A 22,830-nucleotide genomic window follows, 5' to 3' on the forward strand; every position below is an offset into this window, starting at 1 on the left:
ATAAATTCAGGTTTTATATCAAGAATTAGGATGCAAGATCGCGATGAATAAGAATTTCACCTTTACGATTAAGAACACGTGTTTCGATGAAAATTATAACCCCTCCGAAAACACGCGTATCACGACCAACTTTGCGAACCTGGCGAGAGGAAAAAACCGCCAAGAGAACTTGCGCAACGCCTTAACGATGATTGACAATCGTTTCAATTCTCTGGCGCATTGGGATAACCCCAAAGGCGATCGCTATTCTGTCGAACTTGATATCATTTCCGTTGAGGTTGATATAGAAGGCAATGGCGGCAGCTTCCCCGTCATTGAAATACTGAAAACCAATATTGTTGATAAAAAAACTAACGAGCGCATTGAAGGCATTGTAGGAAATAACTTCTCCTCCTACGTGCGAGATTATGACTTTAGCGTCTTGCTGTCAGATTATAATAAGAATCACCCCGGATTTAGCACCCCTGATAGCTTTGGCGTCCTGCATGGCAATCTATTTAAATGCTTCGTAAATTCAGATTGTTACAAAGAGAATTTTAGTAAAGCGCCAGTTATCTGCCTGAGCGTTTCAAGTAAAAACACCTATCATCGGACTGGCAATCAGCACCCTGTGTTAGGCGTCGAATACCAGCAAGATGAATATTCATTGACCGATCAATACTTCCATAAAATGGGATTGCAGGCTCGCTATTTTATGCCGCCAAATAGCGTCGCGCCTTTAGCTTTCTATTTTTCTGGTGACTTACTGAGTGATTACACGAATCTTGAGCTGATCAGCACCATCGCCACGATGGAGACTTTTCAAAAGATTTACCGACCTGAGATTTACAATGCCAATTCTCCGGCAGGCCAATGCTATCAGCCAAGCCTGAATCATCAGGATCATTCATTCACTCAAATTGTTTACGATAGAGAAGAACGTAGCCTGCTGGCTATCGAGCAGGGAAAGTTTACTGAGAAAAACTTCATCAAACCATACCAAGCGATTCTTGAGCAATGGTCTGCTAATTACGTTCTTTGATTAACCAAACACACAAGGTCACCGATTATTATGAAAATATTGTTACCCACCTCCACTGCAGGCAGCTTACCGAAACCTTCTTGGCTGGCGCAGCCTGAGACCCTTTGGTCCCCTTGGAAATTGCAAGGCGAGGAACTGATTGAGGGCAAACAAGATGCGTTGCGTTTGAGTCTGGCGGATCAGCAACAGGCTGGCATTGATATTGTCAGCGACGGCGAGCAAACGCGCCAACATTTTGTCACGACGTTTATTGAGCACCTCAGCGGTGTTGATTTCGAGAAACGTGAGATCGTTAAAATTCGTAATCGCTATGATGCGAGTGTACCAACAGTCATCGGTGCGGTGGTTCGCCAGAAGCCCGTTTTTGTTGAAGACGCCAAATTTTTACGCCAGCAAACCACGCAACCCATTAAATGGGCACTGCCGGGTCCCATGACGATGATCGATACGCTCTATGATAGCCACTATAAAAGTCGCGAAAAACTCGCCTGGGAATTCGCCAAAATTCTTAATCAAGAAGCCAAAGAGTTAGAGGCTGCGGGTGTCGACATTATCCAGTTTGACGAACCCGCCTTTAATGTGTTTTTTGATGAGGTGAATGATTGGGGCATTGCCGCTTTAGAACGAGCCGTTGAAGGGCTTAAATGTGAAACTGCGGTACATATTTGCTATGGCTATGGCATCAAAGCCAATACCGACTGGAAAAAGACACTGGGATCCGAGTGGCGTCAATATGAGGAAATTTTCCCTAAACTGCAAAAATCGGCTATCGATATCATTTCACTGGAATGTCAGAACTCCCGGGTTCCAATGGACCTGATTGAACTCATTCGCGGTAAAAAAGTGATGGTAGGTGCCATTGACGTGGCAACCAATACCATTGAGACGCCAGAGGAAGTCGCCGATACGTTACGAAAAGCCCTTCAGTTTGTGGATGCTGACAAGCTCTATCCGTCTACCAACTGTGGCATGACGCCTTTATCTCGTCGCGTCGCAAGAGGCAAGCTCAATGCGTTAAGTGCCGGCGCGGCAATCGTCCGAAAAGAACTCTTGGCTAAATAACGTCGCCAAGTAGATCGCTTGAAGCGAGTTCAGCCCGAGTTAAGCGATACATAAGCCTTAATGAAAAGCCCGCAAGGGCTTTTCATCTATATACGCATCGGTAAAACGTTAATTACCACATCAAATCATCAGGCACTTTAAAATCAGCGTACGGATCGTCTTCGTCTTGCTCTTCCTGACTCAGCGCACTATTTAATACAATACTGCTCGCATCTCGCTGCGCAATTTTATCGGCTACGATCGCGGGAATAATTGCGTATTCACTCTCGCCGCTGCTATCAATCACCAAACGAGCAATGGCGAGGCGACCGCTAATCAGCTGAGACTGAGTCAGCTTATCCACAGTTATTTTTTTAATTAAATTATTATCTGTGAAGTTAAAACCAATATCGCCTTTTGCAATATTGATTCTGTTCATTTCAATAAGCTGCTTCACCTGAGCTTTATACTCTTTAGATAAAACAGCTTGTTTTTGTTGTTCGCTTAGCTGTTTATCACGCTCAAGCTGTGCTTTTTTATTTTCTTCCACAGCCTCTCTTGCTTCACGAGCCTGAACGCGTGATTTCTTCGCCGTTCTTTGGACTTTGGCCATTTTTTTGCTGGTCACTAATCCCGCTTTTAGCATCTGCTCTTGTAAGGTGAGCTTTGTCATCTTCGTTCCTAAACCCGTTAAATAATATGTGGGATTATACCTGTAATTTTTGAGGCTGCACCAGGTTGCAGGACGCGATCGCGGAGTGGAGTGCATTTGGAGGGAGCTAGCAGAAGCAATGCCGAAATTCTGCTTATGAGTGGCGCAGAGATTTCGGCACAGGATCAGTCCGAATGATGTCAGACCTTGAGCAGTTTCGCCGTGGCATCGATGTCTATCTCATCTTCCGAGAAGATTAACGTCGTTCCCTGAAAGGTGGTGATCGCCAGTTTTTTCAGCGAGCGCATTTCACCCGGCTTAGCGGTTGATTTCGGCCTGATACTATTCATCAGTATCCCCACAGACAGCACCACATTTTCTTTATCAATGCCGGTGTCGGCGGGCACTTCTTCGCTGTAAACCAGATAAGACTTAATCGACGTGAGCTTAAGGCGCTCACCCGCAATATAGATGTATTTGCTTTCCGGCACCACTTTCACAGCATAAGCTGACAACCCCTTGTTATTCGTGGTGGGTTCGAAAGTGACCTCCGCATCTTTCTTAATCAGATCAGGATTGGCGACCTTAATCACATGAAAATAACGGTTATCGCCGTTTTCATCTTTGATAAATCCAAAACCTTTATCTTTAAACCAGGTTGTGATCGTTCCGTTCATCGCCATTGTCGCCTACTTAATCGTTTATCTGCTCAGTTTTTGCAGCGCGCAGTGTAAAGCACAATGCCTGCGCAGACTACGTCTTTGGGTTAAGTCTGGACGATAAATTTCTGGTCTGCGAAAAAACATTCCCGATGCCGATTCCCTCAGCATCGGGAAGTCTTCATTTAGCTGATATCACCACCGTTGGTGGCAATCACTTTCTGATACCAGTGGAACGATTTCTTCTTATAGCGGTTGCCGCTGCCGGAAATCGTGTCATCCAGTTCGACATAGATAAAGCCGTAGCGTTTGCTCATCTCGCCGGTAGACATGCTGACCAGATCGATGCAGCCCCACGGGGTATATCCCATCAGCTCAACGCCGTCGGCAATCGCGTCTGCCATTGCTTCGATGTGCTGACGCAAATAGTTGATGCGATAGTCGTCAGCGATGTAGTGTTCTTCATCCGGTTTATCCACCGCCCCCAGACCGTTTTCGACGATAAACAGCGGTTTTTCATAGCGGTCATACAGTTGGTTGAGCGCAATTCGCAGCCCCACCGGATCAATTTCCCATCCCCACTCGCTGGCTTCCAGGAACGGATTACGCGCCCCGCCCAGCAGGTTACCGTGGGCAGTTGCCGCATCTGGGTCAGTTTTGTAGGTGGTGGAAGACATGTAATAACTGAAGCCGATATAGTCGACGGTGTGCTGCTTAATCAGCTCCAGATCTCCCGGCTGAATATCCAGCGTGACGCCCAGCGACTGCCACAGACTTTTCGCGTAGTAGGGATATTTCCCGCCCGCCTGCACGTCCGCACAGTAAAAGTTAAATGACTGCGTCTCTTTCAGCGCCGCCAGCTGATTGATGGGGTTACAGTCATAGGCGTAGTTAGTGGCAAACAGGATCATGCAGCCGATCTGGATCTGCGGATGGGTCTCATGCGCAATTTTCACCGCCAGACTGCTGGCGACAAACTGGTTATGCCATGCCTGGAATTTCGCCTGTGGATCCAGCGCACCGGTCTGCACCGTCAGCCCCTGACTCATGATCGGGAAGTGGGCAGCGCTGTTGATCTCGTTAAAGGTCATCCAGTACTTCACCCTGTGGCCGAAGCGCTCCAGCACCGTGCGGGCAAAGCGCTCGAAGTGACCGATTAATTCACGGTTTTTCCAGCCGCCAAAGACGGTGGCAAGGTGCAGCGGCATCTCATAGTGAGAGATCGTAATCACGGGCTCAATGCCGTGGGCGATGCAGGTATCAATCACCTGTTCGTAATGATGCAGCCCCGCTTCGTTGGGCTGCTGCTCAACGCCGTTCGGGTAGATGCGCGTCCAGGCAATAGAAAAGCGATAGCATTTGAAGCCCATCTCGGCAAACAGCGCAATATCTTCACGGAAGCGATGGTAGTGATCGATGCCTTTATGGTTAGGATAGGTGTAGCGCTGCTCATCCAGCGTGAAGTCAAACGCATCGGAAGCCACGATATTTAAACGCGCTTTACCGCCGGGAATTGCGTCCACAATCGACAGTCCTTTGCCGTCGATATTGTAGGCTCCTTCGACCTGATTCGCTGCGGTGGCCCCGCCCCACATAAAGCCGTGCGGAAATCTTTCGCTCATGGCACTTATCCTTTATCAATGCTGATTATTTATCGAAGATGATTCTTTAATGTCGTGGTTCTGCCTGACGTTGCTTTGATTCAGCACGACCCGAATGGCGGAAATTCTAGAGGAAAAGAGAGGGCATGAACAGAAATAAGGAACCGGTTGCATATCCGGTGCAAGCGGGTCTGGCGGCGTAGAAAAACTGGCCCCAGACAGCGGAATTGCAGGTTATTTTTTCGTTTTTTGAGGCGCTTTTCGCGTGGCTGACTTGCTCGCTTGATCGCGCATCTGGCTCTTTCGATGCGTGGTCTCCACGAGTTTCCTGAACGTCGGACACTCCATATGCGATGGCGCAGAACAGTCGGCGACGTGCCGCAGCGTGTCGCGCAATATCGTCAGCTCATGGATTTGCCGATCGATGTCGTCGGCCTTCTGATGCAGCGCAGTGCGGGGCAAGTCCGGCATCCCATCCTTGTTAAACATGCCAGCGATTTCTTGCAGTGAGAACCCCGCCGATTTCCCCATCGTAATCAACCTGAGCTGCAGCAGCACGTCGGCAGGAAACTGCCGCCGAAGCCCATGTCGGGACACCGAAGCAATTAGCCCAATTTCCTCGTAATAACGCAGCGCCGAAGGCTTAATTCCACTCTTCTCCGCGATTTCGCCTATATCCAGAAATTTCATGCTTGACCTCAAGTCGACTTGAATTTGTAGCATGCTCTGGAACCCACATTCTGACAAGGATAAAAAATGACAATTAACCAACCGGGCGAACCAGAGCACGCCAAATCGGGGGTCACCATCACACTGGCACTCGCAATACTGTCGGCCTCGCTGGGAACAAGCATTGCCAATATTGCCCTTCCGACGCTGACAGCCGTATTTTCTGCGCCCTTCGCGCAGGTGCAGGCCGTTGTCATCGCCTATCTTGCAGCCATGGCGCTTTCGGTTGTGATCGCGGGTCGCCTTGGCGATCGCTATGGGCTGAAACCCGTTTTCATTGCAGGTCTTGGGCTCTTCGCCATCGCGTCGCTGCTGTGCGCCATTGCCCCCCAGCTATGGCAACTTATCGCGGCAAGAGCATTTCAGGGGATCGGTGCAGCCTTCCTGATGACGCTCGGCATGGCACTGCTGAGACAGACGGCTGGGGAGAAGCATGTCGGGCGAGCGATGGGAATATTGGGAACGGTATCCGCACTGGGTACCGCGCTTGGCCCTTCTGTCGGCGGCTTCCTGCTTGCGATAGCAGGATGGCGTAGCCTGTTCTGGATACAGATCCCACTGGTCACGATCGTGTTGTTCATGGCTTTTACCCTACTGCCAGCCACGCCGGTGAAGGAAAAGGCTGCATTATCAGGAGGATTGCCGCTGCGGAACACGACGCTGTTGCCGAACCTCACGATCAATGCCGCCGTCGCCGCCATCATGATGACGACGCTAATCGTCGGCCCCTACTACCTTGGTCAGGGTCTGGGTTTGAAGGAAACGTTGGTGGGGGTGGTTATGGCCATTGGCCCTGCTATTGCGATTTTCTGCGGCATTCCGTCAGGGCGACTGGTCGATAGCTGGGGATTTGGACGGGCACTCATCGCCGGACTCACCCTCGTGATTGCTGGCACCTTTATGCTGGCGATCTTGCCAACAATGCTTGGCGTCACGGGTTATATCCTTGCCATTATTGTCCTGACGCCGGGTTATCAGCTCTTTCAGGCGGCAAACAACACCGCCACCCTTGCCCAGGTTCCCGGAAATCAGCGCGGTACGATCTCTGGCCTGCTTAACCTGTCGCGCAATATTGGGCTGATCGTCGGAGCATCGCTCATGGGACAGATTTTCGCTTTGGGTGTCGGTACGGAAGATTTTGCCCATGCCGCCCCCACTTCTCTCGCACATGGCATGCAGCTGACCTTCTTTTTGGCTGGCGGTATCGTACTTGTCGTCCTTGCCTTCACCCATCTGCCAAGCTGGGCTGCGCGGGCTCACTCAGCTAAGTCTCAGGCGAAGCGATGACGGCTAACGGCCTATTCTGACGGTTTATGTTGACGAGAGGCGACCTTTGCAAGCTCAGACAATACCGAGGTTGCCTCCTCTAAACGCTCAGGGACGAGCTTGTAGAACACCCAGTTTTTTATGCGCTTCGATGTGACAATTCCGGCTTTCGAAAGATATTGAAGATGACCGGTGACAGTTGGCTGGCTCAGGCCGATCTTCTCGGTGATAAAACCGACACAGACCCCATCGTTAACCAGATCCCCGTCCTGCTGTTCCGGGAAGTGCGCGCGGGGATCGGCCAGCCATTCCAGAATGATGAGTCGTTGCTCATTGCCGAGCGCTCGCAGCAAATCGGCCGTTGTCGCCACATGCTTGTTCATATAGCCAAATACCTATATAGTCATTTCCATATACAGTTGATAGGGAAATACTATGACAAGCGAACACCAAAGGGCAACCGACTCTGTAACGTTGAAAGATATTTACGCCGCCGCTCAGCAGATCAAGGGAACAATAAGCAGGACACCGCTGGATCCTTCGCCGCCGCTATCCGCCCTTGTCGGTGCCGAAATCCGACTCAAAATGGAAAACCTCCAGCAGACCGGTAGCTTTAAGCTGCGTGGTGCGGCAAACGTTCTTGCCAATCTGGATGCAGAACAGCGCCGTGCTGGCGTTATTGCCCCCACGGCAGGAAATCATGGATTAGGGCTCGCCTATGCCGGACAGGTCGCAGGCATCCCCGTAACCATCTTTTTGCCACGCGCGGCAGATCCAATGAAAGTCGCAGCCATGAAAGACTGTGGCGCACGTATTACGTTCTTTGATGACATCGAAGAAGCGAGGCAAGCGGCTATCGCCGCTGCGCACCAGTCAGGTGCCACCTTCGTTTCTGCCTACGACAACCCGCATATGATTGCAGGCGGTGGCACTGTCGGTCTTGAAATCATGGAAGACTGGATGGATGCAGAGATTATTCTGGTAAACATCGGCGGTGGCGGGCTCATCTCCGGAATTGCGACAGCGGCCAAAGCAATCAATCCCGCTATCGAAGTATGGGGTATACAAAGTGAAGCGAGCCCAACGTTCGCCCGCTGGAAAGAAACGGGTGAAGCAATTCACGTCGATCTGGCCTCCTCCATCGCCGAGGGCGTGAGTGGCTATATAGAGCCCAGCGCGATGACCTGGCCGCTGGTTCGCGATCGCGTCGATCGTGTGCTCACCGTCTCTGAAGACGAAATCAAAGCTGCGATGCTGTCAATGCTCGATCTGCATCGCCATGTCGTCGAGCCTTCAGGGGTGCCCGCTATCGCGGGAGCCATTCGCTACGCGAAAGAGATTGGCGGACGCAAAACCGTCTGCGTCATCACCGGCAGGAACATCTCAAGCCAACGCTATCTCACGCTGCTTAATGACGCGAAAATCCGCGCGGACAAATAGGACAAACATCGTCTTTTCGGCCATACAGAATAAGACGTTACAGCGTGAACCCGTAGTGAGAACCGTCCGGCAGTTCAACATCAAGGCGCAGTTTACTGCCGGTCGCCTCAACATAGCGTTTGAGTGTGGAAAGTTTCAAATCGCGGCCGGGTTTCTCCATTCCCGCAATGGTTGGCTGTTTTAATCCAAGCACCTGCGCCATTTCCACTTGCGTTTTTTGCACCCTCTCACGCAGTTCGGCGAGATGAATATTGAGTAACATGTCTGCCGCTATAGCGTGAGCCTCAACGACAACGTCTGGTTTTTCATCCGCAAGAAGCTGTTCCAGCGTTCTGCCCATAGCATTACCCTCTCTTCTCTGATTTTTTCAGATACTTTGTGAATTCCCGATCGGCAAGCGGAATCATCTCATCATAAAAGCGCTTTTCATTGCCGGACTTAACCAGCTATCAAACACGTCCGTCGTTTCAATTTTCCACACAGTGCCACCTCTAATATAGCTCAAATGCTATATAGGTTAAAAGCAATAATGTGAATAATGACGTGGTATAAAACGACATGCACCGACATAACTAAAGAAGCCGAAGCGGTATTCCAGATTTACGATGCAAGTGAAATGACATGCTGGCCTCGTGCGAACAAGGTCGCACGATGAGGTGGTATTTAGAGCGTGGTGGGACCTATTGATTAGCGTCAATTAGCCGTTTAGGCATCGCGCTGTCTGGCCTGACGGCGGGAGCGGCAGATTTCCGCATGGTTCTTATCGGCCCACTGAATCAACAACTGCATAGGCTGCAAAAAGGAATGCCCGAGTGGCGTCAGCGTGTATTCCACGCGCGGGGGAACTTCTGCATAAATCGTCCGATGAATAAACCCATCCGTCTCTAGCCGTTTTAACGTACGTGACAGCATTTGACGCGAAATATCGTCGATATGGCGATTTAATTCGTTAAAACGCAGCGTATTTTGCGCCAGCGCTTCCAGTATTAACAGACTCCACCGATCGCCGATGCGATCCAACACATCACGGATCGGACAAGGATGATCAAACGCGGAATCGTCGAGGCTTTCCGCCGGCGACGTTTTTGGGTTAACCGTGTCAGTGAGGAGTGTGTCATTAGTCATTTCTGTGTGACCTGGTTGCATGCCGGTGACTTCTTGTCGGAGAAAAGCCGGCAATGTACCATCCAGATTCTCTATAGTCTATTTTTGTTACTTAGTCCCAAAAAAAGAAAATAAGGAGTCTACATGTCACATATCGCACTCATTGGTGCCTCAGGCGATGCTGGTTCACGCATTCTTAAAGAATTATCAGACCGTGGGCATACGGTCACCGCCATCGCGCGCCATCCAGAAAAGATTGCCTCGCTGCCGAACGTAACGGCTAAACAAGGAGACGCACTGGACAAGGACGCTCTGGTCGCCTTATTTAAAGGGCATGATGCGGTGGTCAGCGCCGTTAAATTTGGTTCGTCCGATCCAGCAATTCTGATTGCTGCCGTTAAAACCGCAGGTGTAACACGCTATCTGGTCGTCGGCGGCGCGGGGAGTCTGGAAATTGCGCCGGGTCAGCGTCTGATCGATCAGCCGGACTTCCCTGATGCTTACCGCCCTGAAGCCTCCCGTGGTGCAGCTTTCCTCGACTTGTTAAAGCAGGAAAAAGATCTCGATTGGTCATTCCTCTCACCGTCCGCCGAGTTTGTTCCGGGCCAGCGCACAGGTACTTTCCGTCTCGGCAAGGACACGCTGCTGAGTAATGATCAAGGCAGCAGCATCTCCTTTGAGGACTACGCTGTCGCGCTGGTTGATGAAATTGAAAATCCGGCACACTCTCGTCAACGCTTTACCGTCGGCTATTAAACCTTGATGGCGATCCGTACATTGATTTCTTCCCTCAGCAATGTGCGGATCTCGCGTTATATCAATATGTAGTAGAGATAGCACAGAACGGTATCAGCAAAATGCATGAGTTTGTTATGGTATTGACTTAACTCGCTCTCTTTTCATGCATAAGGAGTTTTTGAATGGCTACCTCCCCAACGTATGTGCCGCCAAAAGTCTGGCAGCCGGCCTCTTCCGGCGGTGCTTTTGCCAATATTAACCGTCCGATAGCTGGCCCAACGCACGAAAAAGCGCTGCCCGTTGGCAAACATCCGCTTCAGCTTTATTCGCTGGCAACGCCAAACGGCGTGAAAGTGACAATCATGCTGGAAGAGCTGCTGGCGCTGGGCCATTCAGGTGCAGAGTACGATGCCTGGCTGATTAAAATAGGCGATGGAGATCAGTTCTCCAGCGGGTTTGTCGACGTCAATCCGAACTCCAAAATCCCGGCGCTGCTTGATCAAAGCGGCGAGAAACCAATTCGCGTGTTTGAGTCCGGCTCCATTCTGGTATATCTGGCCGAGAAATTTGGTGCGCTGCTGCCGAATGACCTCGCCACGCGCACGGAAACCCTGAACTGGCTCTTCTGGCAGATGGGTTCCGCCCCTTACGTTGGCGGTGGATTCGGCCATTTCTACGCCTACGCGCCGGAAAAATTTGAATACCCGATCAACCGTTTCACAATGGAAACCAAGCGTCAGTTGGATGTGCTCAACCGCCAACTGGCAGAGAACCGCTATCTGGCCGGCGACAGCTACACCATTGCCGATATTGCCGTCTGGCCGTGGTACGGCGGGCTGGTACAGAACGCGCTTTACTCCGCCGGAGAGTTCCTGTCCGTACACGAATATGAGCATGTGATTCGTTGGGCTGACGAAATTGCCGCCCGTCCAGCGGTAATTCGCGGTCGCAAGGTCAACCGTACCTGGGGTGAAGAGTCTGAGCAGGTCGCCGAACGCCATCAGGCATCCGATCTGGATTAATCTTCTGCCGCCTGCCAATCAATGCAGGCGGCATTCTACTTTGTCTTCAGCGCCCTTCCCTATTCCGGCGCGCGACGATCGGTCAATGTTTCTTCCATACTATCGACACCCGCCTGTCGTGAGGCATACCACCCACTCAGCAATGCGCCTATCGCACAGACGGTTAATAGCATCACTGGCGGCAGTAACGTGCCGTCATGTACAACCCCCATAATCACGCCGGCTACCCCGCCAAAAACATACTGCAATACGCCGAGCAGCGAGGAAGCCGAACCGGTCTGACCCGGTGCCGCATTCATCGCCACCGCCACCACATTGCCGAATACCAGACTCAGGAAGCTCATGGTCAGGAATAACAATGCCGTGACAATCCACAGCGATGCAATGCCAGCCAGCAGTACGCCGGATAACACCAACCCTCCCGCAACATGCAGGGCTATCCCAATCGGCAAGATTTGATATTCACGCCAGCGATTCAGCAGAAAGATATTAATTTGTCCCAGCGCCACCATACCCAGCGCATTCGACGCAAAAATGTAGCTGTACGTCGTGGGCGACAGGTGAAAGTATTCAATAAAGATGAAGGCAGACGCGCCAATATAGGTAAACAGGCCACCCATCACAAAAGAACCGGACAGCGTATAGCCCATGAATTTTCTCTGCCGCAATAGTGCGGCAAAGCCGGTTAACGCTGACAACGTGCCGCCGGCGACGCGGTCACGCCGCGGCAGGCTTTCCGGTACCCAGCGCCAGGTGGCAAACAACATCAACATGCCGACAACCGTCAGTACCCAGAAAATGGCTGACCACCCCAGCGAGCCAAGCAGCAGGCTGCCCAACGGCGGTGCGACAATCGGCGCTATCGCCATCACCTGCATGAGCAGCGAGAACACTTTTGCCGCATCGCGCTCCGAGTACAAATCCGCCACGATGGCACGCGGAATCACTAATCCGGCGGCCCCCCCGAGACCTTGCATCAGGCGGAAAAAGACAAACCACGATAGCGTGGAAGCATGGGCGATCAGCAAGGAAGACACGGAAAACAGCACAATGCCCAGCAGCAGCGGTCCTTTTCGACCATAGCGATCGGTCAACGGACCATAGACCAGTTGACCAAGCGCTAGCCCGATCAAAAAGACCGACAGAGAGGTCTGCATTCCTGCCGCGTCCGCTCCGATATCCTGCTGGATCGCAGGGAAAGCCGGGAGATACATATCAATCGACATGGCATCAAACGCACACAGAATGCCTAAAATGCCGATGAGAATAAAACTGCGCGACGCCAGTAAAGACGAATCAGACATCGATAACACCTCAAAAATGGACCACTCAATCATGAATAACCGACAGCAAAGGGAGTGCGAATCGGATAAGATGCGTATTGCTGAGCGCAATATATGACTGACCAGTCGAAAATACAAGGCAATGTGATGGCGCGCAAAAAAACCATTGGAAACGATCGGATTCTGGACGCTGCGGAACAAGTGCTGCTGCGCGATGGCGTGCATCGTTTTACGCTAGATGCCGTTGCCGCCGAAGCTGACATAAGTAAAGGTGGACTGGTTTACAGCTTCCCAAGTAAAGACCAGTTGATCATGGCCATGCTGTCGCGTGAGCTGGCGCGTTTTGAACAGGAGGCGCAGCAGCAAACCGCACGCTACGCCAACCAGCCTCACGCCGATGTGTTGGGCCACATTACAGCGATAGGTCAGGAAGAAGACGAGACAACATCGCGCGCGGTGGGTCTGCTTACCGCGCTGGTTCACTCCCCTGCTATGCTGGAGCCCGTGCGGGAATTTTACCGCACCCGACTGGATCGGTTACGTGACGCTACGCCGACCATGCGGCGCATCCGCCTCGCGTTTCTCGCCACAGAAGGCGTTTTTCTGTTGCAGGGACTGGGCTTCGTGGCGCTGGATCGCGAGGAACGGCAGACGATGATCGATGATGCCAAATCCTTATTCCAGCCGGACGATAGTGTCAGTACGCTGACCGCACGTGCCACCACGGCTCATTGCGCGGTGCCACCGTCATCCATCACCACTTATCAGCAAGAAACATCTTTCATCCCCACAGGAGAAACGATCTCCGAACAGGCGATCGCCTGGCTGGCTGAGAAAGGCGTCACGCCGAGCGGTACAGGGTTGGAAGCGGTGCATTCCCGTGCGGCACATATTGTCGAAACGGCCACAAACATCATCAAACGTGACGGCATTAGCGCTTTAACGCACCGCGCTGTCGCAAATGAAGCCCACGTGCCGTTAGGGTCGACCACCTACCATTTTAATAGCCTGGACGACATGCTAAATGCCGTGATGAGCAGTGCAATTGCGCTGTTTCGCGATGATATGTTTAGCTGGTTTCACCAGCGTCGCCACGACGACCCGCGTGATATCCTGACCGATTTTGTCATGCGCGGCATCGAAAATATCGACGATCTGGCGCGTGAGTACGAGCTCTTTACCGCCGCTATTTCACGTCCTTCCTTGCGCCCTATCGCACTCGAATGGTCTAACACCGTTGTCGCCATCATCAAAGTGGTCGCTCCCGACAGCGCCGCGCTGCCGTTGGGTACACTGATGAACGGCTTTTTCATCCGCGCGCTGCTGGAAAAACACGAGCGCACGCTGCCGCGCGATCTGGTTTATCAGTCGGTTTCTGCGCTGTATAACGCCTTCCGCTAAACCATACGGTTTTCTCGCGGGAAAGCCGTTTACCCCTCAATGATTGTCGATTTCCTTTTCTCTCTATCTGCCCTTCACAATAAAAACTGTACATATGTACTATTTTTTATCAAACTATCAAACGCAAATAACTCTCGTTTGCATTCGTACATATGCGCGTCGTTAGGGATGAAAAATAAAAAATGCACAAACCGCAATTCCATACCATAAAACCACTGGCACTAATCGTTGCCGGGCTACTTGGCGCACACTTAGGCACGGCGCAGGCCGCCGACGAGGATGTGATGACCGTCAAGGCCACCGCCGAGCAGGAATTAAAACAGCAGCCAGGGGTATCGATCATCACGGCGGACGATATTAAAAAAGCACCGCCCGTTAACGATCTCTCCGACATTATCCGTAAGATGCCGGGCGTGAATCTCACAGGTAATAGCGCCACCGGGGCCAGAGGCAACAACCGCCAGATCGACCTGCGCGGAATGGGGCCGGAAAATACGCTGATTCTTATTGATGGTCGTCCGGTGACCTCGCGTAACGCGGTTCGCTACGCCTGGGACGGCGAGCGGGATACCCGAGGCGATACGAACTGGGTACCGGTAGAAGAAGTGGAACGCATTGAGGTCATCCGTGGCCCGGCGGCGGCACGCTACGGTTCCGGTGCGGCTGGCGGTGTGGTGAATATCATCACCAAGCGTCCGTCCAACGTCTGGACTGGCTCACTCTCGCTGTACGGCAATCAGCCAGAAAACAGCAAAGAAGGTGCCACACGTCGCGCCAATATCAACCTGAGCGGCCCGCTGGCCGGTGATGCGCTCACCATGCGCCTATATGGCAATATCAATAAAACCGATTCTGACAGTTGGGATATCAACCGTAACCAGAACGGTTCTGCCGCGGCCGGCCGTGAAGGCGTGCGCAATAAAGACCTCAATACACTACTGTCCTGGAAACTCTCACCACAGCAGATCGTTGATATTGAAGCGGGCTATAGCCGTCAGGGCAATATCTATACCGGCGATACGCAGTTCAGCGGCGGAGGGGTCATCCCCGAAAGTCTGGCAAAAAGCGGGGCTGAAACCAACCGACTGTATCGCCAGAATTATGCCATCACCCACAATGGAATTTGGGATTGGGGGCAATCCAAGCTGGGCATCGCTTACGATCAAACGAATAACACCCGGCTTGACGAAGGATTGTATGGCCGTTTTGAAGGATCAATTAATAGCGATCGCTACAGCACCAGCCGCTTAAAAAATCTGCGTATTAATAGTGAGTTGAATATTCCACTTGAGCTTTGGGCCGAGCAAACGCTTACACTGGGCGCAGAGTGGAATCGGGAGCAGTTAAACGATCCCTCCGCCAGCAGCTACCCAGGAGACAGCCGCGACACCATTCCCGGTACATCAGTCAACCCTTCTCAGCGCAGCAGCAAAAACAGCGCCGAACTCAGTGCGCTCTATTTTGAAGACAACATCGAAGTCGTACCCGGCACCAAAGTGATTCCCGGCCTGCGCTTCGATTATCACGATAAATTCGGCGGTAATTACAGCCCCAGCCTGAACATCCAACAGGAACTGGGCGAGATGTTCAGCGTGAAAGCGGGCATCGCGCGCGCCTTTAAAGCACCAAATCTTTACCAATCCTCTACCGGTTATTTGCTTTATTCACGCGGTAACGGCTGCCCGTTCGGCGTAGATTATAATAACGGCGGCGGCTGCTATCTGGCGGGCAATGACAATCTGGATCCCGAGATCAGCGTCAACAAAGAAGTCGGGCTGGAGTTCAAACATGCCGGCTGGCAGGCAGGTGTGACCTACTTCCGCAATGACTATAAAAACAAGATTGTTTCCGGTACCGATATTCTTGGGCTGACGCAGTCAAATGCGGCGATCTTGCGTTGGGAAAATGGCGGTAAAGCGCTGGTAGAAGGGCTGGAAGCCAACCTGCTGGTGCCGGTGATTGACGACACGCTGGACTGGAGCACCAACGCCACCTATATGATTGAATCGAAAAATAAAGATACCGGCAATCCGCTGTCGATCATCCCGAAATACACCGTCAATACGATGCTGGACTGGCAGGCTACGGACAAGCTGTCTGCCAACGTCAGTTGGACGATGTACGGCAAACAAAAACCGCGTCAGTACGCGACGAACCATATAGAGAGCCAGGCTGGTGGGCTTTCTTCGCGCGAAATCGGCAGCTACTCCGTTGCGGGCGTGGGAGTGAACTATCAGTTCAACAAGAACCTGCGCGTCAATGCAGGTATCAGTAACCTGTTTGATAAGCAGATTTATCGCGAGGCGAAAGGCGCGTCTACCTACAATGAGCCGGGACGTGCCTACTATGCGGGGGTCACCACCTCATTCTGATAGTCATATTTTTCTGACAGCGACACCTTTCTGGTTTGGCGTATTCAGGAGCCAGAAAGCACGCTATTCAGATAACTAGCGACTAAAAAAATCGGCCTCTGCCCTCTCCCGCCAAGGAGGAGGCAAAGGCCGAATAGGGTAATACGTGCGCTTGACTAACTAGCGGCGGACTTTCACTTTATTCAGCACGGTCTGAATCGCCGTCGACAGTTCATTGATCTCGAATTTCGCGACGTAAGCATCTGCACCCACGTTGCGTACGTGGTCTTCGTTCGCGCTACCGGACAGTGAAGAGTGAATCACGACAGGAATATTCTTCAGATATTCTTCACGCTTGATATTTCTTGTCAGCGTAAAGCCGTCCATTTCCGGCATTTCCAAATCGGTCAGAACCATTGAGATCTTGTCCGAAATGGGTCGTCCTTCTGACTGCGCTTCTTGGGCAATTTCACGAATCTTGTTCCAGGCATCCTGTCCGGTGATGTGCATACTAAACGGAATGCCCATCTGGGTTAGCCCCTGCTCAAGCAGCGAACGAGCGACTTTGGAATCTTCCGCCACAATCGCAATCGCACCTGGCGTATAAGGGTAAATTTTCTCTTCTGCGTTCTTGAGCTTGGTTTCGCGATCGCCAGGAATGATATCAAACAGAATCTGTTCAACATCCAGCACCAGCGCCAGACGGTTGCTGTCTTTATCGTTATCAAGACGCGCAATACTGGTGATATAGGAGCTGCTCACGCCCGCTTCAGCGGCCAGAACCTGACTCCATTCCAGACGAACGATATCGTCGACTGACTCCACGGCGAATGCCTGCGTACTACGAGCATACTCAGTGATGAGGAGAATGTTCAGACCGGTTTCTGATGAACTGCCGACGACGGCAGGAAGATCGATAACGGGAATGATTTGTCCACGAATGTTGACCATACCCAGCATAGGCGATTTCATGCCAGCCGCTTTGGTCAGCGTAGGCATCGGCACTATTTCACGCAGTTTAAACACGTTGATGCCAAACAGCTCAGATTTGCCACCTTCAGGTGATTTGCCCAGCTGGAATAATAAGAGTTCAAATTTATTAGCAGAGGTGAGGTTTGTTCTCTCATCAATTTCTTTTTGAAAATTATCCATGCTTTCCTCAGTGCGAGTCATTGTCATTATAGGTATACCGTAACAAGGCAACATTCGAGATGTGAGCAAACAGGAACCAACATCCGACCGCTCCACTGTACGTGATAGTCGTGTTCTTCAATCTTATCCAGCGTCAAACGTAAATATTTATTAAGTGTGTCAACCTTATCATCCAACGATGCAAATCATCGGACCAGTAGACGGGATATCAGCCCTCTTCAGTATAACAGTCGGCTAGCATCCTTAAGGTGCAGATAGCATTCCCTGAATCATTAATATCGGCAGAATTTGCCAACACCTTATCCCAAATCGTGACAGAAATGTTGCCTGAGAAGAAAACCTCTCACCTCTCTTGACACCGCAGTCAGAAAAAACTAAAAACATACCGTACAGTTCAGTTTTATAAAAAGTACGCATGCCGACATTTACGCATAGCAACGGTGAAGGTGCTCTGACACCTAAGCGGCTGGCGTGACTGGGCGTCGTGTGGCTAAGGCTGCGTGTTATCACGCTATTTTCGCGGTTCTCTTTACAGGATTCTCATATGTTCACATTATCCCGGGTTGCACGTCCTACCGTATTGGCTCTGGCTGTCGTACTCACGGGCTGCGCGAGCAATCCCCCCGTGCGCTACAGCGGCATCGCATCGTCTTCGCAATTGGCGCAAAACTCAGGTGAGCACGCGGATCGCATTCCTTACCGCTACACTACGCCTGTCGACTGGAAGCAATACACTCACATCATCATCGACCCGGTCAGCATTTATCAGGGCAGCGATAACCAGTTCAAGGACATGTCACAGCAGGACAAGCAGTCGCTGGCCGCCTATATGCAGGATACGTTCAGTAAAACCTTGCGTTCTCGTTTCAACGAAGTGACCTCGCCTGCCCCCGGCACATTGCGGCTGAAACTGACGCTGACGGGTGCCGATACCACGACGCCGGTTGCCGGTACGTTTACCAAATTCGACCTGGCTGGCGGGCCCTACAACATCGTGCAGTCCATCCGTGGCAAAGAAGGTCTGCTCAACGGATCCGTGAACTATGCCGTTGAAATTTATGATGCGACGACCAACAAACTGCTCAATGCCTATGTCGCGAAGCAGTATCCGAACGCCATGAATGTCAGCGCCAGCGTGGGCGCACTGAGTGCTGCGGAAGTCGGTATCGATAAAGCCGCTGAAGAACTGGCGGACATGCTGAAGTAAGCGAAAAGCGACTATAACGGTGCGGAACAGCATGATGACAATCTATCCCCACTTAATTATCTGTCCGCACTGCGACAGCGTGCATCATTACCGGGCGTTAAATCCCGGTGAGGCGGCACGCTGCACACGCTGTCAGGCCACACTTTATCGTTCAGGCTGGATGAATATCGGGCATCGGCTGGCGCTGATACAAACGGCGGCCATCCTGTTTTTTATCGCCAATAGCTATCCGGTACTGCGCGTTAGTTTCCATGCGCTACAGAATACGGCCACGCTGTGGCAAGCGGCGCTCGCATTGGCTAACGGGGCGACCTTGCCGCTGGCGATAGGCTGTTTTTTTCTCCTGATTATTGCCCCGTTTCTGCAAATCATGCTGACCGGTTGGGTACTGATGTTCGCCAACCAAGGCCGCTGTGCGCCCGGTTTTGTTCCCGTGATGAAGATACTGCTGTGGCTTCGTCCCTGGAGCATGCTGGAGATTGCGACGCTGGGCTTTCTGATCGCCGCCATCAAGCTCTCCGGCTTTATGCAGGTCATGCCGGGAGCGGGCTGCTGGGCGTTGGCGGCGCTGATGCTGCTGCTCGTTGTCGTCAACAGTCTGGATCTGCGCCCGCTGTGGTCGCTGATGCCCACGGACAGAAACCGCAGCGTGGTCAACCATGAAAAGTAATCCATCCGCCCAGCCGTTGGTTGCCTGTCCGGTATGCGGGCTCGTCTGCCAGCATGATACCGACACGCACGACGCGGCGCGCTGCCCACGCTGCCGGTCGCGGCTGACGTCTTCCCACAAAGACAGCACCACGTTCTCTTGCGCGTTACTGGTCGCCGCCCTGATTTTTTATATTCCCGCTAACGTGTTGCCCGTGATGTATACCCGCCTGTTCGGGCTGGGGAGCGAAAGCACCATCCTAAGCGGCGTGATGGATTTCTGGCACAGCGGCGATTACGGCATCGCCCTGCTGATCTTTACCGCCAGCATTGTCATCCCCTGTATGAAATTTCTGATTCTCGGCCTGCTGCTCGTCATGTCTCGCCAAAAAAGCAGTAAAGCGATGGCCGAGCGTGCAGCGCTGTATCGGCTAACGGAATGGGTGGGTTACTGGTCCATGCTGGATGTCGTCGTCATTGCCGCCGTCTCTGCGCTCGTCAGATTTCCGCCGCTGAGTGAAGCGGAACCTCGCAGCGGCATTCTTTTTTTTGGGCTGGTGGTGATACTGACCATGCTATCTGCCATGAGCTATGACCCGCGTCTTATCTGGAAAGGTGACAAGAAATGATCCACGAACAACCCGGCGAGCCGGTGATTATCCGCCAACGCTGGCGAATCGCATTAATCTGGCTGGTACCGGCGCTCGCCATGCTAACGGGGCTTGCCATGCTGATTCACACCTGGTCGGACACCGGGCCGGAAATCGTGATTTCCTTTCAGAGCGCAAGCGGTCTTGAGGCGGGCCGCACCGTCGTCAAATATAAAGACGTCGTGGTAGGCAGTGTAAAAGACATCTCGCTGAGTCAGGACAGTCAGCAGGTTCTCGTCACGGTACAGCTCAATAAAAATGCGGAAAATCTGGCGCATGCCGATAGCCGTTTTTGGGTGGTTCGTCCACGCGTCGCCATCAACGGCGTGACGGGGATTGATACCCTGCTTTCCGGCGCTTATATCGGGGCCGATAAAGGCGAATCGACTCAGGAAAAAACTCGCTTTATCGGTTTAGAGTCGCCACCTGCGGTGATTAACGGCATGCCGGGCAGCCGTTTTATCATTCAGGCGGACGATCTCGGATCGCTGGATAACGGTTCGCCGGTTTACTACCGCCGCATCCCCGTCGGCCGCGTCGCGTCTTACCAGTTGAATCGCGATGGCCGCAGCGTCCAGCTTCAGGTTTTCATTGATGCGCCCTACGACCGCTTTGTTACGCCAAATACCCGCTTCTGGAATGCCAGCGGAGTCGATCTCTCGGTAGACGCCAACGGTTTTCGTCTCAGAACACAAACCCTCGCGGCCATCATGGCCGGCGGCATCGCATTTTCCACGCCCGATCTGGACAACGCCATTGCCCGACCGGAACCGCTGACCACCTACAAGCTGGCGAGCGATCGGGAATCTGCCCTGTCACCACCGGATGGCCCGCCTACCCGCTTCAAACTCCGCTTTGACCGTTCGCTGCACGGTCTGGAGATCGGCGCACCCGTGGAATTCTCCAGCGTCAAAATCGGCCATGTGACCGCCATTGAGCTGGATTACAGCAAAACGGGCTACCGCTTTCCAACCGTCGTCAGCATTGACGTGTTTCCTAACCGTCTCGGCAACGTGCTGGATAAGTTACCTAAACAGGCGACGTCGCTCGAACAGCAAACGGCTGAGTTTACGCGCGATCTGGTTGAACATGGCCTGCGTGCACAGGTGGCACCGAGCAATTTGCTGACCGGACAGCTCTATATCTCACTTGATTTTGTGCCCGATGCGGCAAAGACACCGTTTGATCTCAACGCCCGCCCGTTAGTGCTGCCCACCGTCGATGGGGGATTTGACCGATTACAAACGCAGATGGCGAGTATCATCGGCAAGATCGATAGCCTGCCGCTGGATGCGATCGGCCGCAACATGAACACTACGCTGGTAGAAGCCAATAAAGCGCTGCGACAGGTTAACGGGCAGACATTGCCGGAGGCCAATCGGTTGATGCAAAACATGCAGCAGGCCACACGCCGCGCACAGGATGTTCTGGAAGAGGATTCGCCGCTACAACTGAGCATCACGCAGTCACTACAGGAAATTCAGCGCACCTTACGCGCCCTGCGCAGCCTGGCCGAGCAGATTGACCGTCATCCGGAGTCGCTGCTACAAGGGCGACCAAGTGATGCCTCGTCGGCGGCATTGAACCGCGATCCCCTTTCCCGAGAAGGATCTTCAAGATGAAACGAGTGGCACCACTCTTATCGCTTACCGTTATTGCGTTGCTGAGCGCCTGCTCGTCGCCTCCGGTGCGTTACCACACGCTGCTGACGCCCGCCTCGCCCGTTGCGACCTTATCCTTTATGGCAAACACAACGCACGCGGCACCCTTTTTCATCGATGTGCTGCCTGTTGGCGTCCCGGCACAGCTTGATACGTCGCAGATCGTTATTCGACAGGGGGATAGCGGTGCTGTCGTGCTGGATAACGAGCGTTGGCTCAGCCCGCTAAATGAAGAAATCCGTACCGCGCTTTCCGCCGATCTGACGCAGCGTCTCAACACGAAGGATGTTTCAGGCTTGGTGCGTTCGGCAGACACGCCGGTGGTCAGAATTCACCTTCAGGTTCGGCGATTTGATAGCTGGCCCGGTCAATCGGTGGCGTTCGACGCCGACTGGAGCCTTAGCGCCGTTGGAGAAGAAAATGGGCGCGCACGATTGATCTGTCGCAGCCAGTTTACCGAGCAGGCGGTGGGCAGTGATACCGCCATGCTGCACGCTCAGCAGCAGATCATCGCTCGGCTAGCGGAGCAGATCGCCGCAACGGCGACCCGCTGGATGCCGGATCGCCAAGGCACCTGCCTTACGCCGCCGCGCCGGCCATAAACATACTGACCGCATCCCCGACGATCTCGCGGATACGCTCGAGGCTTATTGGCCGTAAATGACGGTGGAAAATACGATCATCGATTTCTGCCGTCAGCAGCGCCAAAAACTGTAGCGCCCGCAAACGTGGGTTTCCCGGCTTCAGTTCCTGCCGTGCTATCGCAGCCGCCATCAGTTCGGAAAGTTTATCGACGTTCTCTTTCGGGCCAGAATCATAAAACAGCGAACCAATATCGGAATGCCCGGCCTCTGCCACCACCATCCGATAAATCGCCATCGCACTACTATCGTTGGTCAACACGTAGAGAATGCGTTCGCCGAAGCGCGTCAGCTGCACGTCCAGCGTTTCGGCTGCCAGCGTGTCCGTCATCAGCTCCGCCGTGGCTTCGGACAGATGCATCGTCGCATGTTCGCGAACGACAGCCGTAAACAGCTCTTCTTTGGTTGAAAAATAGCCATACAGCGTCGCCTTGGAACCGCCGACCCGCTTCGCCAGCTCATTCATGGTGGCGCGTTCATAGCCCATTTCCTGAAAAAGCTGCGCCGCCGTTTTAACGATGGCCTCACGGCGAGCCTTAGTGCGGACTTTCATCACCACTCCT

At 52.7% G+C, this 22,830-nt stretch carries 23 protein-coding genes; 13 read left to right on the plus strand and 10 right to left on the minus strand.

Annotation, left to right across the window (positions count from 1 at the left end; translation table 11 throughout):
* The first annotated feature begins 43 nt into the window (after positions 1–43).
* A complete protein-coding gene (locus tag ACIPUG_RS15685) occupies positions 44–1,021 on the plus strand; it encodes a DUF1852 domain-containing protein (protein WP_400339163.1) in 978 nt (325 codons plus the stop codon).
* A 30-nt stretch (positions 1,022–1,051) separates the two neighbouring features.
* Positions 1,052–2,083, plus strand: coding sequence for a methionine synthase (locus ACIPUG_RS15690; protein ID WP_014914865.1), 1,032 nt, complete (start codon positions 1,052–1,054; stop codon positions 2,081–2,083).
* A gap of 112 nt (positions 2,084–2,195) precedes the next feature.
* Here ACIPUG_RS15690 and ACIPUG_RS15695 read toward each other — a convergent pair whose 3' ends face one another.
* The 4 genes from ACIPUG_RS15695 to ACIPUG_RS15710 form a co-directional block, all read right to left on the minus strand.
* Positions 2,196–2,735 (minus strand): DUF2058 domain-containing protein, encoded by a 540-nt coding sequence (locus ACIPUG_RS15695; RefSeq protein ID WP_268198545.1) that lies wholly within the window; start codon positions 2,733–2,735, stop codon positions 2,196–2,198.
* Between the two features lie 179 nt (positions 2,736–2,914).
* Positions 2,915–3,397, minus strand: a complete 483-nt coding sequence (locus ACIPUG_RS15700) for a cold-shock protein (RefSeq protein WP_010284438.1) — start codon at positions 3,395–3,397, stop codon at positions 2,915–2,917.
* 161 nt (positions 3,398–3,558) lie between these two features.
* Positions 3,559–4,995, minus strand: a complete 1,437-nt coding sequence (locus ACIPUG_RS15705) for a glycoside hydrolase family 1 protein (protein WP_400339166.1) — start codon at positions 4,993–4,995, stop codon at positions 3,559–3,561.
* A gap of 213 nt (positions 4,996–5,208) precedes the next feature.
* Positions 5,209–5,664, minus strand: coding sequence for a helix-turn-helix domain-containing protein (locus ACIPUG_RS15710; protein WP_349908155.1), 456 nt, complete (start codon positions 5,662–5,664; stop codon positions 5,209–5,211).
* A 66-nt stretch (positions 5,665–5,730) separates the two neighbouring features.
* Between ACIPUG_RS15710 and ACIPUG_RS15715 the strand changes: the two genes are divergently transcribed.
* The gene (locus ACIPUG_RS15715; RefSeq protein WP_400339169.1) at positions 5,731–6,990 is read left to right on the plus strand and encodes an MFS transporter; all 1,260 of its coding nucleotides are present in this window, start codon (positions 5,731–5,733) and stop codon (positions 6,988–6,990) included.
* Positions 6,991–7,001: 11 nt separating this feature from the next.
* On the opposite strand, the gene ACIPUG_RS15720 is transcribed toward ACIPUG_RS15715, so the two are convergent.
* Positions 7,002–7,352 carry a helix-turn-helix transcriptional regulator gene (locus tag ACIPUG_RS15720; RefSeq protein ID WP_014914858.1) on the minus strand — a complete coding sequence of 117 codons (351 nt, stop codon included), beginning with the start codon at positions 7,350–7,352 and terminating at the stop codon, positions 7,002–7,004.
* 52 nt (positions 7,353–7,404) lie between these two features.
* Here ACIPUG_RS15720 and ACIPUG_RS15725 point away from each other — a divergent pair, with 52 nt between their 5' ends.
* On the plus strand, positions 7,405–8,409 hold the full coding sequence (locus tag ACIPUG_RS15725) for a threonine/serine dehydratase (RefSeq protein WP_400339171.1): 1,005 nt from the start codon (positions 7,405–7,407) through the stop codon (positions 8,407–8,409).
* Between the two features lie 37 nt (positions 8,410–8,446).
* Here the strand turns inward: ACIPUG_RS15725 and ACIPUG_RS15730 are convergent, their stop codons facing one another.
* Positions 8,447–8,749, minus strand: coding sequence for a helix-turn-helix domain-containing protein (locus tag ACIPUG_RS15730; RefSeq protein WP_010284412.1), 303 nt, complete (start codon positions 8,747–8,749; stop codon positions 8,447–8,449).
* Positions 8,750–9,114: 365 nt separating this feature from the next.
* Complete coding sequence (locus tag ACIPUG_RS15735; protein WP_400339175.1) at positions 9,115–9,555, minus strand: winged helix-turn-helix transcriptional regulator; 441 nt, start codon at positions 9,553–9,555, stop codon at positions 9,115–9,117.
* A 102-nt stretch (positions 9,556–9,657) separates the two neighbouring features.
* On the opposite strand from ACIPUG_RS15735, the gene ACIPUG_RS15740 reads away from it, so the two are divergent.
* Together ACIPUG_RS15740 and yghU are read left to right on the plus strand one after the other, a co-directional pair.
* Positions 9,658–10,269, plus strand: a complete 612-nt coding sequence (locus ACIPUG_RS15740) for an NAD(P)-dependent oxidoreductase (protein WP_039516062.1) — start codon at positions 9,658–9,660, stop codon at positions 10,267–10,269.
* A 164-nt stretch (positions 10,270–10,433) separates the two neighbouring features.
* Positions 10,434–11,273: a glutathione-dependent disulfide-bond oxidoreductase gene (yghU, locus tag ACIPUG_RS15745; RefSeq protein WP_010284408.1), complete on the plus strand. Its 840-nt coding sequence runs from the start codon at positions 10,434–10,436 to the stop codon at positions 11,271–11,273.
* 59 nt (positions 11,274–11,332) lie between these two features.
* On the opposite strand, the gene ACIPUG_RS15750 is transcribed toward yghU, so the two are convergent.
* On the minus strand, positions 11,333–12,577 hold the full coding sequence (locus ACIPUG_RS15750; protein WP_400339178.1) for a multidrug effflux MFS transporter: 1,245 nt from the start codon (positions 12,575–12,577) through the stop codon (positions 11,333–11,335).
* Between the two features lie 93 nt (positions 12,578–12,670).
* Between ACIPUG_RS15750 and ACIPUG_RS15755 the strand changes: the two genes are divergently transcribed.
* Positions 12,671–13,957 carry a TetR family transcriptional regulator gene (locus tag ACIPUG_RS15755; protein WP_400339180.1) on the plus strand — a complete coding sequence of 429 codons (1,287 nt, stop codon included), beginning with the start codon at positions 12,671–12,673 and terminating at the stop codon, positions 13,955–13,957.
* 182 nt (positions 13,958–14,139) lie between these two features.
* A complete protein-coding gene (locus tag ACIPUG_RS15760; protein WP_400339182.1) occupies positions 14,140–16,329 on the plus strand; it encodes a TonB-dependent siderophore receptor in 2,190 nt (729 codons plus the stop codon).
* A gap of 159 nt (positions 16,330–16,488) precedes the next feature.
* On the opposite strand, the gene ACIPUG_RS15765 is transcribed toward ACIPUG_RS15760, so the two are convergent.
* The gene (locus ACIPUG_RS15765; protein ID WP_039468449.1) at positions 16,489–17,460 is read right to left on the minus strand and encodes a chemotaxis protein; all 972 of its coding nucleotides are present in this window, start codon (positions 17,458–17,460) and stop codon (positions 16,489–16,491) included.
* Positions 17,461–18,004: 544 nt separating this feature from the next.
* Between ACIPUG_RS15765 and ACIPUG_RS15770 the strand changes: the two genes are divergently transcribed.
* Genes ACIPUG_RS15770 through ACIPUG_RS15790 form a run of 5 tightly spaced genes read left to right on the plus strand, consistent with a single transcriptional unit; the run spans position 18,005 to position 22,228 of the window.
* Positions 18,005–18,667, plus strand: a complete 663-nt coding sequence (locus ACIPUG_RS15770; protein WP_320695694.1) for a DUF3313 domain-containing protein — start codon at positions 18,005–18,007, stop codon at positions 18,665–18,667.
* 34 nt (positions 18,668–18,701) lie between these two features.
* Positions 18,702–19,337: a paraquat-inducible protein A gene (locus tag ACIPUG_RS15775; protein WP_205623814.1), complete on the plus strand. Its 636-nt coding sequence runs from the start codon at positions 18,702–18,704 to the stop codon at positions 19,335–19,337.
* The gene (locus ACIPUG_RS15780) at positions 19,327–19,944 is read left to right on the plus strand and encodes a paraquat-inducible protein A (RefSeq protein ID WP_205531794.1); all 618 of its coding nucleotides are present in this window, start codon (positions 19,327–19,329) and stop codon (positions 19,942–19,944) included. The genes ACIPUG_RS15775 and ACIPUG_RS15780 overlap by 11 nt, the downstream gene beginning before the upstream one ends.
* The gene (locus tag ACIPUG_RS15785; protein ID WP_400339184.1) at positions 19,941–21,587 is read left to right on the plus strand and encodes an intermembrane transport protein PqiB; all 1,647 of its coding nucleotides are present in this window, start codon (positions 19,941–19,943) and stop codon (positions 21,585–21,587) included. Before ACIPUG_RS15780 ends, ACIPUG_RS15785 begins: the two co-directional genes overlap by 4 nt.
* Positions 21,584–22,228 (plus strand): membrane integrity-associated transporter subunit PqiC, encoded by a 645-nt coding sequence (locus ACIPUG_RS15790; RefSeq protein ID WP_400339186.1) that lies wholly within the window; start codon positions 21,584–21,586, stop codon positions 22,226–22,228. The genes ACIPUG_RS15785 and ACIPUG_RS15790 overlap by 4 nt, the downstream gene beginning before the upstream one ends.
* On the opposite strand, the gene ACIPUG_RS15795 is transcribed toward ACIPUG_RS15790, so the two are convergent.
* A complete protein-coding gene (locus ACIPUG_RS15795; RefSeq protein WP_205544045.1) occupies positions 22,206–22,820 on the minus strand; it encodes a TetR/AcrR family transcriptional regulator in 615 nt (204 codons plus the stop codon). The genes ACIPUG_RS15790 and ACIPUG_RS15795 overlap by 23 nt on opposite strands.
* Between the last annotated feature and the right edge of the window lie 10 nt (positions 22,821–22,830).

Source organism: Pectobacterium sp. CHL-2024 (genome assembly GCF_044751765.1).
GTDB lineage: Bacteria > Pseudomonadota > Gammaproteobacteria > Enterobacterales > Enterobacteriaceae > Pectobacterium > Pectobacterium brasiliense.

Bases quoted from the DNA above. Each gene is read 5' to 3' on its own strand.
- ACIPUG_RS15685 (WP_400339163.1), top strand. From the start codon at position 44: ATGAATAAGAATTTCACCTTTACGATTAAGAACACGTGTTTCGATGAA.
- ACIPUG_RS15690 (WP_014914865.1), top strand. From the start codon at position 1,052: ATGAAAATATTGTTACCCACCTCCACTGCAGGCAGCTTACCGAAACCT.
- ACIPUG_RS15695 (WP_268198545.1), bottom strand. From the start codon at position 2,735: ATGACAAAGCTCACCTTACAAGAGCAGATGCTAAAAGCGGGATTAGTG.
- ACIPUG_RS15700 (WP_010284438.1), bottom strand. From the start codon at position 3,397: ATGGCGATGAACGGAACGATCACAACCTGGTTTAAAGATAAAGGTTTT.
- ACIPUG_RS15705 (WP_400339166.1), bottom strand. From the start codon at position 4,995: ATGAGCGAAAGATTTCCGCACGGCTTTATGTGGGGCGGGGCCACCGCA.
- ACIPUG_RS15710 (WP_349908155.1), bottom strand. From the start codon at position 5,664: ATGAAATTTCTGGATATAGGCGAAATCGCGGAGAAGAGTGGAATTAAG.
- ACIPUG_RS15715 (WP_400339169.1), top strand. From the start codon at position 5,731: ATGACAATTAACCAACCGGGCGAACCAGAGCACGCCAAATCGGGGGTC.
- ACIPUG_RS15720 (WP_014914858.1), bottom strand. From the start codon at position 7,352: ATGAACAAGCATGTGGCGACAACGGCCGATTTGCTGCGAGCGCTCGGC.
- ACIPUG_RS15725 (WP_400339171.1), top strand. From the start codon at position 7,405: ATGACAAGCGAACACCAAAGGGCAACCGACTCTGTAACGTTGAAAGAT.
- ACIPUG_RS15730 (WP_010284412.1), bottom strand. From the start codon at position 8,749: ATGGGCAGAACGCTGGAACAGCTTCTTGCGGATGAAAAACCAGACGTT.
- ACIPUG_RS15735 (WP_400339175.1), bottom strand. From the start codon at position 9,555: ATGCAACCAGGTCACACAGAAATGACTAATGACACACTCCTCACTGAC.
- ACIPUG_RS15740 (WP_039516062.1), top strand. From the start codon at position 9,658: ATGTCACATATCGCACTCATTGGTGCCTCAGGCGATGCTGGTTCACGC.
- yghU (WP_010284408.1), top strand. From the start codon at position 10,434: ATGGCTACCTCCCCAACGTATGTGCCGCCAAAAGTCTGGCAGCCGGCC.
- ACIPUG_RS15750 (WP_400339178.1), bottom strand. From the start codon at position 12,577: ATGTCTGATTCGTCTTTACTGGCGTCGCGCAGTTTTATTCTCATCGGC.
- ACIPUG_RS15755 (WP_400339180.1), top strand. From the start codon at position 12,671: ATGACTGACCAGTCGAAAATACAAGGCAATGTGATGGCGCGCAAAAAA.
- ACIPUG_RS15760 (WP_400339182.1), top strand. From the start codon at position 14,140: ATGCACAAACCGCAATTCCATACCATAAAACCACTGGCACTAATCGTT.
- ACIPUG_RS15765 (WP_039468449.1), bottom strand. From the start codon at position 17,460: ATGGATAATTTTCAAAAAGAAATTGATGAGAGAACAAACCTCACCTCT.
- ACIPUG_RS15770 (WP_320695694.1), top strand. From the start codon at position 18,005: ATGTTCACATTATCCCGGGTTGCACGTCCTACCGTATTGGCTCTGGCT.
- ACIPUG_RS15775 (WP_205623814.1), top strand. From the start codon at position 18,702: ATGACAATCTATCCCCACTTAATTATCTGTCCGCACTGCGACAGCGTG.
- ACIPUG_RS15780 (WP_205531794.1), top strand. From the start codon at position 19,327: ATGAAAAGTAATCCATCCGCCCAGCCGTTGGTTGCCTGTCCGGTATGC.
- ACIPUG_RS15785 (WP_400339184.1), top strand. From the start codon at position 19,941: ATGATCCACGAACAACCCGGCGAGCCGGTGATTATCCGCCAACGCTGG.
- ACIPUG_RS15790 (WP_400339186.1), top strand. From the start codon at position 21,584: ATGAAACGAGTGGCACCACTCTTATCGCTTACCGTTATTGCGTTGCTG.
- ACIPUG_RS15795 (WP_205544045.1), bottom strand. From the start codon at position 22,820: ATGAAAGTCCGCACTAAGGCTCGCCGTGAGGCCATCGTTAAAACGGCG.